Below are 14,128 nucleotides of genomic sequence, written 5' to 3'. Positions count from 1 at the left end.
GTCCTAGAAGTCGTAGCCGACCCGCACGCCGATCGTGCGCGGGCGCTGCTCGGCGTACCGGCTCACGAGGAACGCCTCGGGATGCACGTAGGTGATCTTGCGGCTGTCGAAGAGGTTCTCGACGTAGGCCCCGACGGTCCACTGGTCGAAGGCGACCGCGAAGGCCAGGTTCACGCTGGTATAGGCGTCGGTGTAGTCGTAGGTCGGCTGCAGGACGCCCGGTCGGCCCGGGACATACGGGAACATCCCCGGGAACTTGCCGACGTGCGCGACGACGGCCGACAGGTTGGCGCGCGCCTCGGGCGTCAGGTCCCAGCCGTAGTTGATATTGGCCGAGCCCTGGAAGCGGGGCGAGGCCAGCCGCACGCCCTCTCCAGCGCCCGAAATGGCCGCCTCGGTCGGCGTCAGCTTCGAGACCTCGGCCTCGTTGAAGGCGCCGTTGAGGCCGATCGAGAGGCCTTCCATAGGCAGGGCGATCACCTCGAACTCGATTCCGCGGCTGTAGGCGGCGCCGATGTTGGTGGCGAACTGCACCGAGTCGGAGACGCGGTTGGCCTGCACCTGGATGTTCTTCCAATCGATCCAGTAGGCGGCGACATTGGCTGACAGGCGCCCATCCAGGAACCGACCCTTCAGGCCGATCTCGTAGTTGGTCAGGTCGTCGGAATCGGCGCCGAACGGTATGATGATGTCGTTCGGATTGACCACGCTGGGACGTCCCGCGAAGCCGTTGACGACCGGTGTCCGGAAGCCGGTCGAGAGGGTGGCGTAGGTCGTCACGCTCGGCGTCGGCTTGTACGAGACGCTGATCTTGTACGAGGGGCCGGTCTCCTTGGCCTTGACCCCGGTCACCGGCGCCACCTGGGTGATGACCAGGGGTCCCTGGTACGTCGGGGTCAGCGCCGCGGTGAGATAGTTGCTGGTGTAGCCGCCCTCCACGAAGGACTGGGCCTCGAAGCCGCCGTAGCGCAGCCCGCCCGTCACCCACAGCCGGTCGCTGAACCGATAGGTGATCTCGCCGAAGCCGGCGAGTTCCTGCGACTTCGTGTGGTTGTACTGCCGCTGGTAGTATTCGTCAGGCAGCCCGGTGAAGCCGCGGAAGGCCAGGTAGTCCGGCCGCGAGCGGTAGTTGTAGTCAACGTCCAGGCGGCGATCGAGGTAGAAGCCGCCGATCACCCAGTCCCAGTTGCCGCCCGGGTCAGACGCCAGCCGGACTTCCTCGACGAAGGTGTCCATGTAGGCCGTGGCGTCGAGGCCGAAGGCGATGCTGGTCGGCGTGGGCGTGGCCCCCACCGGCAGGAAGGTGCCGGCCAGGTCGACGAAGAACTTCTGGTCGAAGCCCGACAGGGTCGAGGAGCTGGTGAACTGGAAGCCGTCGAACTGGTACTCGACCGTGGCGTTGTAGCTGACCAGTTGGCCCTGGAAGAGGTCGAGGCGATCTGTGGCGCGCTTGTCGTGGCCCAGGCGCGGATTGATCAGCGAGGAATCCCGGGGCTCGCTGTCCTCATAGGACGCCAGCAGCTTCACCGACAGCCGGTCCGTCGGCTCCCACAGCAGCGCAACCCGCCCGCCGTAGGCGTCCAACTCGTTCGAGTTCTTCTTCGCCGCCAGGCCGATGTTGTCGACGTAACCCTCTTCCTTGCGGACGAAGCCGACCGCGCGGATCGCCAGCTTGTCCTCGACCAGAGGGACGTTGACCATGGCGTTATAGCGCTGGCGCAGGCTGTCGTCGCCGGTCAGACCGATGTCCACCAGGGCCGCGGCGTCGAAGTTCCGCGTGTCCGGCCGCTTGGTCAGGATGCGCAGGGCGCCCGACAGCGAGCCCGAGCCGAACAGCGTCCCCTGCGGCCCCCGCAGGAACTCCACCCGCTCCACATCGAACAGATTGGGATCCAGCACCGTGGTGTTGCCGATCGTCGAGATCGGCAGTTCGTCGATATAGACCGCGACCGTGCTCTGCAGGTTGGCGCCGTAGCCGTTGGTGGCGATGCCGCGGGCCGTGAAGTTGTTGAAGTTGGCGGAGGGCCGGTTCAGCACCACGCCCGGGGTCTCGGTGGCCAGACCCTCGTAGCCGACGATGCCCTTGGCGGTCAGCGCCTCCTGCGAATAGGCCGTGACGCTGAGCGGAACGTCCTGCAGCCGCTCGGCCCGGCGGGTGGCCGTGACGATCACCTCGCCGACGACCGGGGCGGCGCCCTCGGCGCGCGGCTCCTGCGACGCGGTTTGAGCCAGAGCCGGCGCAGCGGCGAGCAGGGTCACGGCGCACGCCGAGCCCATCAGAAGCGGCTTCATCTCAGCCTTCCCTCCCTATCAGCCGGTCATTCCCGCCGGCCGTCATGAATCGGACGATGCGATGAAGCGGAGCCGCGAGTCAACACTCACTATCGCGAGTGTGAATAACTTGGATCTCCGAAATGAGAGTGGCGGAAGGCGTCTTTGCTAGACTGCGGGCGTCGTCGCGATGAAGCGTTCCGCGCCTTTCCCAAATCAGCAGGTCGCAGCGCCCGCCTTGCCGCCGGGCGACGTCGTGCCCGCCCGCAGCCACACCGAGCGCGCCGCCGCCTGCTGCTCGAGCTCGACGTCGATGGCGCGGATCTCCGCGGGCGTCAGGCGCAGGATCTCGGTCATGCAGGTCCGCGGGTGATGTCGGGAGCCCTCGCGAAGGACCGTGGTAGCTGGGGGCGGGCTCGAACCGCCGACCTGTGGGTTATGAATCCACCGCTCTAACCAGCTGAGCTACCCAGCCACGGTCGCTTGCGCGAGGTGGGGCTTATAGGGGTTCGTCTTCGCCGCTTCAAGCGCTTGGGCTTCGACGATTTGCGCACTACGGTCGCGCCCGCGATGAGCGTCCTCCACCTCCTGGGAACGGCCGGCGACGGCGGAGCCGAGACCTACTTCGTCAGCCTCGTGGAGGCGCTGGCGCGGGCGGGCGTGCCGCAGGCCGCGGCGATCCGCCGTCACCCCGGCCGCGAGGCGCGCCTGAAGGCCGTCGGCGTCCCGGTGCGAACCCTGCCCTTCGGCGGCCCGATCGACATCGTCACCCGCACGGCCACGGCGGGATTCGCCGCCGTGCGGGGAGCGAAGGTGGCGCTCGCCTGGATGAACCGCGCGGCCCGACATACGCCCCGCGGACCCTGGGCCCGGATCGGCCGTCTCGGCGGCTACTACAATCTGAAGTACTACAAGAACTTCGACCACCTGGTGGCCAACACCGAGGACATCGCCGATTGGGTCGTGGCGCAGGGCTGGCCGGCCGGCCGCGTGACCCACATCCCCAATTTCGCCACCGCCCCCGGCGACGTGCCGGCGCTCGACCGCGCCAGCCTGGACACGCCGAAGGACGCGCCCCTCCTGCTGGGCATGGGCCGGCTGCACGAGGCCAAGGCCCATGACGTCTCGCTCCAGGCGCTGGCCCAGCTCCCTGACGCCTACCTGTGGATCGCAGGGGCCGGGCCGCTGGAGGCCAAGCTGCAGGGCATGGCGGTGGCGCTGGGCGTCGCCGACCGCGTCCGCTTCCTCGGCTGGCGGGCCGACGCCTCGGCGCTCTATCGCGCCGCCGACGTGTGCGTCTTCCCGTCTCGCTACGAGCCGCTGGGCAATGTGGTGATCCAGGCCTGGGCCCACGGCCTGCCGGTGATCGCCGCCGAGAGCCAGGGCCCCAAGGCCCTGATCACGCCCGGCAAGGACGGCCTGCTGATCCCGGTGGACGACGCCGGGGCCCTGGCCGCCGCCGTGCGCCAGGTGCTCGACGAACCGGTGCTGGCCTCGCGCATGACCCGCGCGGGCGAGAAGCGCGTCGCCGCCGACTTCTCCGAGGCGGCTGTCGTCGCCCGCTGGAAGAGCCTCTTCGCCGACTTCGGAGCGCTGTAGATGTGCGGCATCGCGGGACAGCTCGGCGGCCAGCCTGTCGCCGAGAGGATGATCGATGCGCTCAGGCACCGCGGCCCCGACGGCGTTCGGGTCGAGGGGCTTCCAGGGGCCGCCTTCGCCCACGCCCGCCTCTCGATCATCGACCTGGAATGCGGCTGGCAGCCGCTGCACGCCGCCGGCGGCGCGGTCATCGGCAACGGTGAGATCTACAACTATGTGGAGCTGGTCCGCGATCACGGCCTGGAACCCGCCACGGGCTCCGACTTCGAGCCGCTGCTGCACCTTTACGCGCGCGAAGGCGAGGCCGCCCTCGACCGGCTGCGGGGCATGTACGCGCTCTGCCTCATAGGCCCGGACGGCCGCGCCTTCCTGGCCCGCGACCCGTTCGGCATCAAGCCGCTCTACATCATGGAGCACCCGTTGGCCCTTGGGGGCGGCCTGGCCTTCGCCTCCGAACCCCGCGCCTTCTTCGCCGCCGGCCTGATGCGCCCCGAGCTCGACGAGGCGGCGGCCCGTGAGCTGCTCGACTTCAACTACATCGTCGGCGAGCGCACACCGTTCCAAGGATTGCGCCGCCTGGCCCCAGGCGAGGTGGTCGAGGTCCGCGACGGCCGCATCGTGTCGGGCCGCCGGCGCCCGGCCCTGCCGAAGCCTTCGGTGTCCGCGCGCAGCGACGAGACCGCGCTGCTCAGGGAGCTCGACGCGGTGCTCGAGGACAGCGTCCGCGTCCACCAGCGCTCGGACGTTCCCTATGGCCTCTTCCTGTCGGGAGGGATCGACTCGGCGGCCATCGCCACCCTGATGAGCCGCCTCAACGAACGGCCGGTCACCGCCTACACCTGCGGCTTCGATGTGGCGGGCGCCGCCGACGAGCGGGCGCAGGCCGAGCGGGTGGCCCGGGCGCTTAACCTGGACTGGCGCGAGACACGCTTCGGCGAAGAGGACTTCTGGCGGATCCTGCCGCAGGTCGCCTGGGCGCTGGACGATCCCACCGCCGACTATGCCACCCTGCCCACCTACAAGCTGGCCGAAGCGGCCAAAGGCACGCTCACCGTCGTTCTCACGGGCGAAGGCGGCGACGAGCTGTTCGCCGGCTACGGCCGCTACCGCCGGGCCCTGCGCCCGGCCTGGATGGGGGGCCGGCCGGCCGAGCCGCGCGGCGCCCACCCCGCCGCCCTCGCCGCCTGGCGCGCGGCCGCCAAGCCCCCGGCGGGCCTGACGCCGCTGCAACAGGCGCAGTGGGCCGATATCGCCACATGGCTGCCGAACGACCTGCTCCTGAAGCTCGACCGCTGCCTGATGGCCCATGGGCTCGAGGGCCGCACGCCGTTCCTCGATCCCGAGGTCGCCCGCTTCGCGTGGTCGCTGCCGGACAACGCCAAGGTCCGGGGCGGCTACGGCAAGTGGCTGCTGCGCAAGTGGCTGGAGCGCGCATGCCCCGCGGCCGAGCCTTGGGCGAAGAAGCAGGGCTTCACCGTGCCCGTCGACACCTGGATCGCCCCCCGCGCCGCCGACCTCGCCGCGCGGGTGGCCAAGGTCGACGCGGTCCGCCGCATCCAACCGGACGCCGCGGCCGTAATACGCGCCGGCGACGGCGCCCGACGCTGGCCGCTGCTGTTCTTCGCCCTCTGGGCGTTGATCCACCTCGAAGGCGCCTCGCCCGCCGACGCCCTTCAGTCCTTGCTGGGAGCCCCTGCCTGATGACCAAGACCGTGATGCTCGCCGCTTCGGCCGCCATCGTCCTCGCCGCCTGTGGGGGCGAGCCCAGCAGCGCCCAGCAGTCCGCCGCGCCGAAGGGCGCAACCGGCGGCGCGCCGGTGCAGACCGGCGGCCCGAACGGGCAGGGCCAGTCGCCGGCGCTTCCCGGCCAGACCCGGGCGCCGGAAATGAAGGCGAACGTCGCCTACGAGGTCACCGACTACGTCACCGGCCTCGGCAAGCCCTGGGGCCTCGCCTTCCTGCCCGATGGCTCGCTGCTGATCTCGGAAAAGGCCGGCCGCCTGCGCCATTTCGCGAACGGCAAGCTGTCGGAGCCGCTGGCCGGGGTCCCGGCGGTCGACACGAACGGACAGGGCGGCCTGCTGGGCCTCGCGGTCGATCCCGACTTCGCCCGGACCGGCTTCGTCTTCATGGCCTTCTCCGAGCGTCAGGCGGACGGCAAGAACAACACCGCCGTCGCCCGCGGCCGGCTGGTGACCGCCGGCGGTGCGCCGCGGCTCGAGGCCGTCCAGACCATCTGGCGCCAGCAGCCGTCGATCGCCTCGCGCGGCCATTTCGGCGCGCGCCTGGTATTCGCCCGCGACGGCACGCTCTACGTCACCACCGGCGACCGCCAGATCAACGAGAGCCGTCCCAACGCCCAGAAGCTCGACAACGCGATCGGCAAGATCATCCGCATCGACCGGAACGGCCAGGCGCCCAGGGACAACCCGTTTGTCGGCCAGGCTGGGGCTATGCCGGAGGTCTATGCGTCGGGCATCCGCAACAGCCAAGCCGCGGCGCTCCACCCGCGCACCGGCGAGCTGTGGGAGGTCGAGCACGGCACCAAGGGCGGCGACGAGCTGAACATCATCCGACCCGGCAGGAACTACGGCTGGCCCGACGTCGCCTATGGCGTCGAGTACTCCGGCGCCACCATCACCGCCGGGGCGACCCGGAAGCCGGGCACGGAACAGCCTGCCTACTACTGGGACCCGGTGATCGCCCCCTCGGGCATGGCCTTCTACACCCATGACGCCGCGCCCGCCTGGAAGGGCAGCCTGTTCATTGGCGGCCTGGCCGACAAGCGGATCACCCGCCTCACGCTGGACGGCGACAAGGTGGTGGGCGAGGAGCGCCTGTTCGCCGAGGTCGGCGAACGCTTCCGCGACGTGGTGGTCGGCCCTGACGGCGCGCTCTACCTGGCGACGGACAACGACAACGGCCGCGTCCTGAAGGTTACGCCGAAGCGCTAGAGGCCCAGCGTCCTGGCCGCCTCGTCGCCGATCGCCATCGACGAGGTGAGCCCCGGGCTCTCGATCCCGAACAGGGTCACCAGCCCGGGGATGCCGTGCACGTCCACGCCGTCGATGCGGAAGTCGGCCTGCGGCTCGTCGGGGCCGTGGATCTTCGGTCGGACGCCCGCATAGTCGGGCGCGAGCGAGCCGTCGGGCAGCCCCGGCCAGAATTTGCGGATGTAGCGGTAGAAGCTGTCGGCGGCGCCGGGATCGACGACATAGTTCGGCTCGTCGACGTAGGCGAGATCCGGCCCAAAAACCGCCTGTCCGCCCAAGTCGCGGCGATAATGGGTGCCGAGCGCGCCAGGGATCGGCGGCGGATAGATCAGCCGGGCGAACGGCGCCTTGCCCTGCAGCCGGAAGTACATGCCCTTCCCGAAGTGGGCCTCGGGGATCACGGCGGACGGAAAGCCTTCGATGTGCGCCGCCACGCCCTGCGCCGAAAGCCCGGGCGCGGTCACCAGATAGCGGCAGGTCAGCGTCGTGGGCTCCGCACCGCCGGCCCGCACCTTGAAACCGCCATCTCCATGGGCGAGCGGGCTGGCCCCCTCGAAGGGCGTGGATAGCACCACCGCGCCGCCGGCCTGCTCGATCTCGCCCTGCAGCGCCAGCATGTAGCCGTGGCTGTCGAAGACGCCGCTCTCCGGCGAGATCAGCGCCGCCGCGCACGACAGCTCCGGCTCCAGGGCAAGCGCCTCGTCGCGCGTGAGCATTCGCATGCCCTCGACATCGTTGGTCGTCGCCTGATCGAGGATCGCTTCCAGTCGGGGGATCTCGTCCTCGAGGGTCGCCACCACCAGCTTGCCGCAGCGGTCGTAGGCCACGTGATGGGCGTCCAGGAAGGCGTACAGCATCCGCCGGCCTGACACGCACAGCCGCGCCTTCAGGGAGCCCGTCGGATAGTAGAGCCCGCCGTGGATCACCTCGGAATTCCGTGAGGAGACGCCCTGGCCGATGGCCGCGTCCTGCTCCAGCACGGCTACGGTGAGGCCGCGTCTGGACAGCGCATAACCGCACGCCAATCCCACGGCGCCAGCCCCCACCACCACGGCGTCGAAATCGAACTCGGCCATACGACGGGCCTAACGCCTGAGCGGCCGGTTGGAAACAGCTAGGACGGCTGGAAGCAGAGCCGCACCGTTTCGCGGAACACCAGCACCTGGCGACCGATCGCGCGGGTGTCCTGCAACGCCTTCGCCAGGGTCATGCCGCCGTAGGTCAGGACCAGCAGGTTGTCGGCCATCGCCGGCAGCTCCACCTTGGCTTTCGGCGGGTAGGCAACCGAGATCTCCTGCAGCCAGGCCAGGAAGAACGCGCGCCACGTCTTCACGCTGTCGATGGTCATCGCCCGCGTGGCGCCGTCCCAGGCCAGATCCTGGAAGGTGATGGTGGCGACCATGCACCCCGGATGGTCGTCGACCAGGTCGTCCATGGCCTCGGCGTAGAACTTCAGGAATATCAGGAAGCTGTGCAGCGGATCGTCGGACAGCTCGCGCGAGCGCCGCGCCATGTCCTGAAGGAAGGTCTGGTTGCGGTCGATGTAGCGCTCCACCAGCTGGCGGGCCAGATCGGCCTTGTCCTTGAAGTGGTAGAAGAAGCCGCTCTTGGTGATGCCGGCGGCCTCCACCAGCTCCTCGATGGAGGTGGCGCCGAAGCCCTTCCGGATCACGGCCTCCTGCGCCAGGTCGAGCAGCCGCTCGCGGGTCTTCTCACCCTTGGTGCGGGTCTCGGACTGCACCTTCGGTACAGTTTTTACGTCCATGGCTCCGTCCACGGCGGACCACTCTCTTCCAGGCTCGACCTAACGCCACATGAAATAACAGGAATCTCTGACCGACGCGAACCGACCGCGCGTCGCCTAGAGCGGACCGTGCCGAACAAATATCCCTCACCACCCTTGAGCGAGGAGGATGAAGATGTCGGTCAGAGACCATCACGGGCTGGAAATGTCCGGCGCCAGCGCGTTCGCAGCTGAAAGATTCCAACAGGCGCTGCACGCCTATCACTGCTTCTACGGCGACGGCCTGGCTCCGCTGGAAGAGGCCATCGCCGACAGTCCGGCCTTCGTCATGGCGCATGTGCTGAAGGCCTACATGACACTTGTCGGCGAGAACACCGAGACCCAGATGCTGGGGGTCGCGGCCTTCGAGGCGGCCAAGGATCTCACCGCGAACAGCCGCGAGCTCGGCCATCTGGCGGCGCTCGGCAGCCTGCTGGCCGGCGAGCTCCGCGGGCGCCGCGCGCATCCTCGAGGATGTGTCGATCAGCTATCCTCGCGACGTGCTGGCCCTGCAGGCCGGCCAGACCTTCGACTTCCTGCTGGGCGACAGCCGCATGCTCCGCGACCGGATCACCCGGGCGCTGCCGGCGTGGTCCACGGGCATGCCCGACCACCACGCGATCCTGGGCATGCTCTCGTTCGGCTACGAGGAGACGGGCCTGTATGCCCAGGCCGAGGCCTGCGGCCGGGCCGCAGTCGCGCTGGAGCCGACGAACAACTGGGCCCAGCACGGCGTCGCCCATGTGCTGGAGATGCAGGACCGCCGTCGCGAGGGCGTCGCCTGGATGACGCGCGAGAACACCGCCTGGCAGCCACAGAGCCAGCTGGCGGTCCACAACTGGTGGCACCTGGCGCTCTTCCACCTGGGCCTCGGCGAGACCGAGGAAGTGCTGCGCCTGTGGGATGGCCCGATCTTCGGCGAGCCGTCCAACCGGGCCTTCGACATGCTGGACGCGGCGGCCATGCTGTGGCGGCTGGAAATGCTGGGGATCGACGTCGGCGATCGCTGGAACGTCGTCGCCGAGACCTTCGCCACCGAGCCGCATGGCCGCTCGGCCTTCGTCGACAGCCATGCGGTGATGGCCTACGCCGCAGCCGGCCGCATCGAGGACGCCAAGATGGTCGTCGAGGCCCAGGACGCCGCCATCGCCGGCCCGGGCGACAACGCCTACTTCGCCCGCGAAGTGGGCAAGCCGCTGTGCCAGGCCTACCTCGCCTATGCCCGCGGCGACTATGCCAAGGCCTGCGAGCTGCTGCGCGGCGTCCGCAACCGTTCGGCCCGCTTCGGCGGCAGCCACGCCCAGCGGGACGTCATCGACCTGACGCTGATCTCGGCCGCCGGTCGCGCGGGGGACGAGGCGCTGAAACGCGCCCTGGAGGCCGAACGCGCCGCCGCCCTTCCGCACGCAGAATTGGCTACCCGCCTGGCGGCGTAGCCACGGGGACGGGCCGCGGCTCTGCCCCGATGTCCCGGGGCCCGTCCTCGCCCCTTCCTGGCTGGTCCGGGGGGACCGCCTGACCCTGAGCCCCTGCCACCCTCCCCGGCAGGGGCTTCTTTTTGCCGGCGCAGGCTCTACCTTGCCGCCGATAATCAGCGATTGGATCCCGGGGGAAACCAGATGCGTCACCTGCTGCTCGCCGCCGCCGCGGCCGCCGTTCTCGCCGCGCCCGTCGCCGCCCAACAGGCGGTGGAGCCGGGCGTGCCTTCCATCCTCCAGTGGAGCCCCGAGCAGCAGAAGGCCTGGTATCCGGCGATCGAGACCGTCTACCGCGTCAACACCATCAAGGCGGGCAAGGCCAAGCCGCTGCCGAAGGCCGGCAAGCAGCTCCCCGACGCGCTGTCCGACGCCTACATGGCCGAGAACAACGTCTCCGGCTTCCTCGTGCTGAAGGACGGCAAGGTGGTCGCTGAGCGCTATGCCCTGGGCCGGAAGCCGCAGGATCGCTGGACCAGCTTCTCGGTCGCCAAGTCGGTCACCTCCACGCTCGTGGGGGCGGCCATCGCCGATGGCAAGATCAAGGGCGAGGACGCCCTCGTCACCGACTACATCCCCGAGCTCAAAGGCTCGGGCTACGACGGCGTCACTGTGCGCCAGCTCCTGATGATGTCGTCGGGCGTGAAGTGGAACGAGGACTACACCGACCCGAACTCCGACGTCGCCCGCGCCGGGACGGCGATCAGCGAGCCGGGCGTGAATCCGCTGGTGAGCTACATGCGTAAACTGCCCCGCGCCAACGAGCCGGGGACGAAGTTCACCTACAACACCGGCGAGACTGACCTCGTCGGCATTCTGGTTTCCAACGCGGTCGGGAAGAGCGTTTCGGAATACGCCTCGGAAAAGATTTGGAAGCCCTACGGCATGGAGCGCGACGCGATCTGGGTGACCGACCTCGCCGGCCACGAACGCGGCGGCTGCTGCATCTCCATGACGCTTCGCGACTACGGCCGCCTCGGCCAGTTCATGCTCGACGGCGGCAAGGCGGCCGGCAAGCAGGTCGTCCCGCCGGAGTTCGTCACCCGCGCCACCACGCCCCAGATCACCAACGGCGCGCCCGAGCGCGGCTACGGCTACTTCTGGTGGATGCCGGTGAGCGGCGCCTTCGAGGGGCGCGGCATCTTCGGCCAGTCGGTCACCGTCTTCCCCGAGGACCGCATCGTCATCGTCCTCAACGCCGCCTGGCCCGAGGCCACCAAGCGGGAACGCTCGATGGCCCGCACGGCCTTCCTCAACAACGTCCGCGAGGCGGCGAAGGGGCTTTAGAGCCCCTTCTACTTCGGCAGCATCTTCGAACTGGTGATGCGGAAGCCGCCCTTGGCGCCGGCGGCCTGGGCGAGGCCCGGCCGGCTGACCGGCTGGCCGCCGCCGATCCAGACCTCGACCTCTCCGGGCGCGATGCTCCGAACGCCTTTTGCGTCGACCGTGCTGAGCCCGCGGTCGGTCAGACTGAAGCTCACCGTCTTCGCCTCGCCGGCCTTCAGGTGGATGCGCTGGAAGCCCTGCAGCGCCCGGATCGCGCCTTTTCCCGGATGGGTGACGTAGAGCTGCACCACCTCATCGGCGTCCATGGGCCCGACGTTCTTCACTTCGGTCGAGATCGTCACCGCGCCGTCGGCGCGGACGCTGCGGGCGCTCACCTGCAAGGGCCCGTACTCGAACCTGCTGTAGCTCAGCCCGTGCCCGAACGGGTACAGCACCTCGCCCGGGAAATAGCGGTAGGTGCGCCCCTTCATCGTGTAGTCGCTGAAGCCGGGCAGGTCTGTTTCCGAGCGGTAGAAGGTCACCGGCAGCCGACCCGCCGGGCTGTAGTCGCCCGCCAGCGCCTGGGCCACGGCATGGCCGCCCTGCTCGCCGGGGTACCAGGCCTCGAGGATCGCGGGCAGGTTCTGGTCGGCCCAATTCACCGACATGGCGCTGCCGTTCATCAGCACCAGCACTGTCGGCTTGCCCGTGGCGTGCACCCGCTCCAGCAGCGTCTGCTGCGGCGCCGGCAGGTCGAGGGTGGTGCGGTCCCCGCCCGCAAATCCGGGCGCTTCCAGCTTCATCTCCTCGCCTTCGACCCGCGCAGTCAGGCCGCCGACGAACACGATGAGGTCCGCCGCCTTCGCCGCCGCCACCGCGTCGTCGCCGTTCGACGAGGGCGGGCTCCAGATCAGCCGCTGCCGACCCTTCACGCCCCGCTGGAAACCTTCCACGCGGATCGGATAGCGCTCGCCCGCCTCCAGCCGGATCGCGCCGTCGAAGATCGAGGGCGCGTCGCCCACGCCGAACTCCTCCACCACCGGCTTGCCGTCGATGAAGACGCGATAGCCGTTGTCGCTGGCGAAGCGGAACCGGTGCTCACCGGTTTCCGTGGGCGTGATGAAGCCGGTCCAGCGGGCCGAGCTCTGCCGGTCGCCCGTCCACTCGAAGGCGGCATTGGCGACGGTCTTCGTCTCCACCGGCTGGCCCTCCAGGGCGACGCCGTCGAAGGTTTCCTGCTTCAGGCCCTTGGTCCGGCAGGCCGCGTCGACACAAAGGGCCGTGTCGGGCACGGGCGCCGTCGCCGGCCCCACCAGTCCAGTCCCCTCGACATAGTTCACCTCGGACTTCGGGAAGCGCGCCCTGATGCCGGCCAGCACCGTCACGGGCTCTCGCGGCGTGCCGTAGTAGTTGCCGATCAGCGCATCCAGGCTATCGGCGTTCGGGCCGATGACCGCGATGCGGCGCGGCTCGCCCTTGAGCGGCAGCAGGCCGTCGTTCTTCAAAAGCGTCATCGACGCCTTGGCCATGGTCAGCGCCTGGGCGCGGTGCTCCGGCGTCCCGTTCTGGGCGGCCGTGATCTTCGAGAACGGGACCATGGCTGGCGGATCGAACAAGCCCAGCCGGATACGGTCGGCGAACAGCCGCGTCAGCGCCTGGTCCAGCACCGCAGGCTTCAGCATGCCCTTCTGCACCGCGCCGACGATCGCGCCGGCCTCCATGTTCCAGTCCTGGCGGTAGTCTCCGCAGACCAGGTCCATGCCGGCGCCCATCGAGCGGACGATCCCCTCCTCGGGCGTCTTCACCCAGGCCAGGCTGTCGTCGCGGTAGACATTGGCGGCCGCCCCGCAGTCGGACAGCACATGCCCCCTGAAGCCCCAGCCCTTGCGCAGCCGGATCTCCAGCAGGTCCTCGCTGGCGCAGGCCGGCACGCCGTGGACGGCGTTGTAGGCGCACATCACCGCCTGGACCTTGCCCTCCGTCACCGCCTGGCGGAACGCCGGCAGGTAGGTGTCCTCCAGGTCGTAGGCGCTCGGATGCACGTCTTCGCGATGACGGTTGGACTCCGGCCCGGAGTGCACGGCGTAGTGTTTCGCTGTGGCGATGGTCTTGAAGTACTTCGGATCGGCGCCCTGCAGGCCGCGGATGAAGGCCACGCCGAGCGTTCCGGTCAGGTACGGATCCTCGCCATAGGTCTCCTGGCCCCGCCCCCAGCGCGGGTCTCGGAAGATGTTGATGTTCGGCGACCACACCGTCAGCCCGCGGTACCAGTCGGTCCCGCCGTCCGGATGCACGCGCTCGACGTACTTGGCGCGGAACTCGGTGGAGATCACGTCCGCCGTCCGCTGCAGCAGCGGCGCGTCCCACGTCGCCGCCATGCCGATCGCCTGTGGGAACACCGTGGCGAAGCCGGCGCGCGCCACCCCATGCAGGCCCTCGTTCCACCAGTTGTATTTGGGCACGCCCAGGCGAGGGATGGCCGGCGCGTCGTGGCCGATCTGCGCGGCCTTCTCCTCCAGCGTCATTTGCGCGACGAGGTCGGCGGCGCGCTGTTCCGGCGGGAGCTGGGGGTTCTTCCAATCCTGGGTCTGCGCGGCGGCCCCGGAGGCCATGAGCGCGAACACCCCGCAAAGCAGCCATCGTTTGAGGCTCATGCACTCCCTCCCAGGATATGTTCGTCGGCGCCTCTGAGGGCGCACTTGATGATAGCGCTACCAGCGATCAGCTCCACGATCAAGTGA

The 14,128-nt window shown here is 69.4% G+C and carries 10 protein-coding genes and 1 tRNA gene; 5 read left to right on the top strand and 6 right to left on the bottom strand.

Annotation, left to right across the window (positions count from 1 at the left end; genetic code table 11):
- Positions 1-3: 3 nt before the first annotated feature.
- The 3 genes from LRS10_RS11065 to LRS10_RS11055 all read right to left on the bottom strand — a co-directional run bounded on the left by LRS10_RS11065 (position 4) and on the right by LRS10_RS11055 (position 2,746).
- On the bottom strand, positions 4-2,292 hold the full coding sequence (locus LRS10_RS11065) for a TonB-dependent receptor (RefSeq protein WP_257837302.1): 2,289 nt from the start codon (positions 2,290-2,292) through the stop codon (positions 4-6).
- Between the two features lie 195 nt (positions 2,293-2,487).
- Complete coding sequence (locus tag LRS10_RS11060; protein WP_257837301.1) at positions 2,488-2,628, bottom strand: hypothetical protein; 141 nt, start codon at positions 2,626-2,628, stop codon at positions 2,488-2,490.
- 41 nt (positions 2,629-2,669) lie between these two features.
- Positions 2,670-2,746 (bottom strand) — tRNA-Met (locus LRS10_RS11055).
- 95 nt (positions 2,747-2,841) lie between these two features.
- Between LRS10_RS11055 and LRS10_RS11050 the strand changes: the two genes are divergently transcribed.
- Genes LRS10_RS11050 through LRS10_RS11040 form a run of 3 tightly spaced genes read left to right on the top strand, consistent with a single transcriptional unit; the run spans position 2,842 to position 6,824 of the window.
- Positions 2,842-3,870, top strand: a complete 1,029-nt coding sequence (locus LRS10_RS11050; RefSeq protein ID WP_257837300.1) for a glycosyltransferase — start codon at positions 2,842-2,844, stop codon at positions 3,868-3,870.
- Positions 3,871-5,571, top strand: a complete 1,701-nt coding sequence (gene asnB, locus LRS10_RS11045) for an asparagine synthase (glutamine-hydrolyzing) (protein WP_257837299.1) — start codon at positions 3,871-3,873, stop codon at positions 5,569-5,571.
- Positions 5,571-6,824 carry a PQQ-dependent sugar dehydrogenase gene (locus tag LRS10_RS11040; protein ID WP_257837298.1) on the top strand — a complete coding sequence of 418 codons (1,254 nt, stop codon included), beginning with the start codon at positions 5,571-5,573 and terminating at the stop codon, positions 6,822-6,824. The genes asnB and LRS10_RS11040 overlap by 1 nt, the downstream gene beginning before the upstream one ends.
- Here LRS10_RS11040 and LRS10_RS11035 read toward each other — a convergent pair.
- Positions 6,821-7,939, bottom strand: coding sequence for an NAD(P)/FAD-dependent oxidoreductase (locus LRS10_RS11035; protein WP_257837297.1), 1,119 nt, complete (start codon positions 7,937-7,939; stop codon positions 6,821-6,823). The two genes, LRS10_RS11040 and LRS10_RS11035, sit on opposite strands and share 4 nt — an antisense overlap.
- 38 nt (positions 7,940-7,977) lie before the next feature.
- Entirely contained in the window at positions 7,978-8,628 is a 651-nt protein-coding gene (locus LRS10_RS11030) for a TetR/AcrR family transcriptional regulator (protein ID WP_257837296.1), read from the bottom strand.
- Positions 8,629-9,122: 494 nt separating this feature from the next.
- Between LRS10_RS11030 and LRS10_RS11025 the strand changes: the two genes are divergently transcribed.
- The gene (locus LRS10_RS11025; RefSeq protein ID WP_257837295.1) at positions 9,123-10,082 is read left to right on the top strand and encodes a tetratricopeptide repeat protein; all 960 of its coding nucleotides are present in this window, start codon (positions 9,123-9,125) and stop codon (positions 10,080-10,082) included.
- Positions 10,083-10,265: 183 nt separating this feature from the next.
- Positions 10,266-11,408, top strand: a complete 1,143-nt coding sequence (locus LRS10_RS11020) for a serine hydrolase (RefSeq protein ID WP_257837294.1) — start codon at positions 10,266-10,268, stop codon at positions 11,406-11,408.
- A gap of 8 nt (positions 11,409-11,416) precedes the next feature.
- On the opposite strand, the gene LRS10_RS11015 is transcribed toward LRS10_RS11020, so the two are convergent.
- On the bottom strand, positions 11,417-14,041 hold the full coding sequence (locus tag LRS10_RS11015; protein ID WP_308237952.1) for a glycoside hydrolase family 3 C-terminal domain-containing protein: 2,625 nt from the start codon (positions 14,039-14,041) through the stop codon (positions 11,417-11,419).
- Positions 14,042-14,128 lie beyond the last annotated feature (87 nt).

The sequence above is a fragment of the Phenylobacterium sp. J426 genome (assembly GCF_024699945.1).
In the GTDB taxonomy this organism is placed as follows: Bacteria; Pseudomonadota; Alphaproteobacteria; order Caulobacterales; family Caulobacteraceae; genus Phenylobacterium.
The sequence above is the reverse complement of the archived record's forward strand: the minus strand, read 5'-3'. Positions and strand labels throughout refer to the sequence as shown.

Excerpts from the sequence above, each read along its gene's own strand:
- LRS10_RS11065 (WP_257837302.1), bottom strand. The coding sequence starts at position 2,292 with ATGAAGCCGCTTCTGATGGGCTCGGCGTGCGCCGTGACCCTGCTCGCC.
- LRS10_RS11060 (WP_257837301.1), bottom strand. The coding sequence starts at position 2,628 with ATGACCGAGATCCTGCGCCTGACGCCCGCGGAGATCCGCGCCATCGAC.
- LRS10_RS11050 (WP_257837300.1), top strand. The coding sequence starts at position 2,842 with ATGAGCGTCCTCCACCTCCTGGGAACGGCCGGCGACGGCGGAGCCGAG.
- asnB (WP_257837299.1), top strand. The coding sequence starts at position 3,871 with ATGTGCGGCATCGCGGGACAGCTCGGCGGCCAGCCTGTCGCCGAGAGG.
- LRS10_RS11040 (WP_257837298.1), top strand. The coding sequence starts at position 5,571 with ATGACCAAGACCGTGATGCTCGCCGCTTCGGCCGCCATCGTCCTCGCC.
- LRS10_RS11035 (WP_257837297.1), bottom strand. The coding sequence starts at position 7,939 with ATGGCCGAGTTCGATTTCGACGCCGTGGTGGTGGGGGCTGGCGCCGTG.
- LRS10_RS11030 (WP_257837296.1), bottom strand. The coding sequence starts at position 8,628 with ATGGACGTAAAAACTGTACCGAAGGTGCAGTCCGAGACCCGCACCAAG.
- LRS10_RS11020 (WP_257837294.1), top strand. The coding sequence starts at position 10,266 with ATGCGTCACCTGCTGCTCGCCGCCGCCGCGGCCGCCGTTCTCGCCGCG.
- LRS10_RS11015 (WP_308237952.1), bottom strand. The coding sequence starts at position 14,041 with ATGAGCCTCAAACGATGGCTGCTTTGCGGGGTGTTCGCGCTCATGGCC.